Origin of the sequence: Streptomyces sp. NPDC089915, from assembly GCF_040684675.1 — a bacterium.
Taxonomy (GTDB): Bacteria; Actinomycetota; Actinomycetes; order Streptomycetales; family Streptomycetaceae; genus Streptomyces.
Genome location: NZ_JBFBGN010000439.1, coordinates 1 through 1,017, shown reverse-complemented (window position 1 = coordinate 1,017; position 1,017 = coordinate 1). Strand labels below are relative to the sequence as shown.

At 80.8% G+C, this 1,017-nt stretch carries 1 pseudogene; it reads left to right on the top strand.

What is annotated here, in order from left to right:
* Positions 1-94 precede the first annotated feature (94 nt).
* Positions 95-1,017, top strand: a pseudogene (locus AB0O29_RS36455) (hypothetical protein); the annotation flags it as partial.

Here is a 1,017-nt window from a genome sequence, read left to right as displayed (position 1 = left end):
TTGACGCCCAGCTTCTCCTTGTTGACCAGCGCGTCGAGGACGAACTGGGTCTTGATGCCCTTGACGGCCCTCCTCGACGCCCACGGCCGCGCAGGTGCGGGCCGGGGCCGCGTTGTGGGGTGTCGGGGCCGAGGCGCTCGCCGCCGGGGTGGCCGCCGGGGGTGCCGTGGTGCAGGCCGAGCTGTTGCGGGCCGCGCACACCGCGCGGGTCGCCGGGCTGCCCGGTGCCGAGGCCGCCGCCCTGCGGGTGGTGCGGGGGCTTCGGGCCGCGCGGGAGCGCGGCGCGGGGCAGCGGCTGGCCGACCTGGCCGCCGCCTTCGAGGCGCTGCTGCGCACCGCCGCGCTGCTCGCCGCCGGTACGGGCGGTCCCGGCCTGACCGGGAGCGCCCGGCGCGCCTACGCCTCCGGGGGCGGCCTGCGGGTCCACGGCCTGTGCCGGGAGCCCGTACTGACCGCGACCGGCTACGGGGGCGTGGTCACCCACCTCCTCGGCGCGGACGGCGTCCCGTACTCGCTGTCGGACGTCCGCCCCGGCGGGCTCGCCCGTGCCCGGGGCGCGGGGGCCGCCTCCGTGGCCCTGGGCGGCGGTGTGCTCGACCACGCCGGGCTCGCCCGCGGGGGCCTGCGCATCACGGGCGCGACGGTCTCCGCCGACGGGCGGCTCGGCGCCGGGCGCGGGGTGCGGGCGACACCCGTACCCGGCGTCTCCTGGGACCGGGAGCCGCTCGCCGCCCTCTTCGCCCGCCCGGCGGCCGAGGCCGTCGCCGAGCTGCTCGCGCAGGACGCCGAGCCGGGCCTGCTGGGCTGCGCGGTCGAGGTGGCGGGCGCGGCCGGCGAGCACCTCCTCGTACGGGAGCTGTCACCCGACGGCACGGTACGGGCGGACGCGCCGCTGCTGCGGCTGCTTCCGGCGCACCCGCACCCGGAGCTGGCGCACACCGCCAACCTGCGCCGCCTGGCCGGGTGGCCGGGGCTGGCCCTGCGGGTGGTGGGCCGGCCGGACCCGGACCGGGCGGC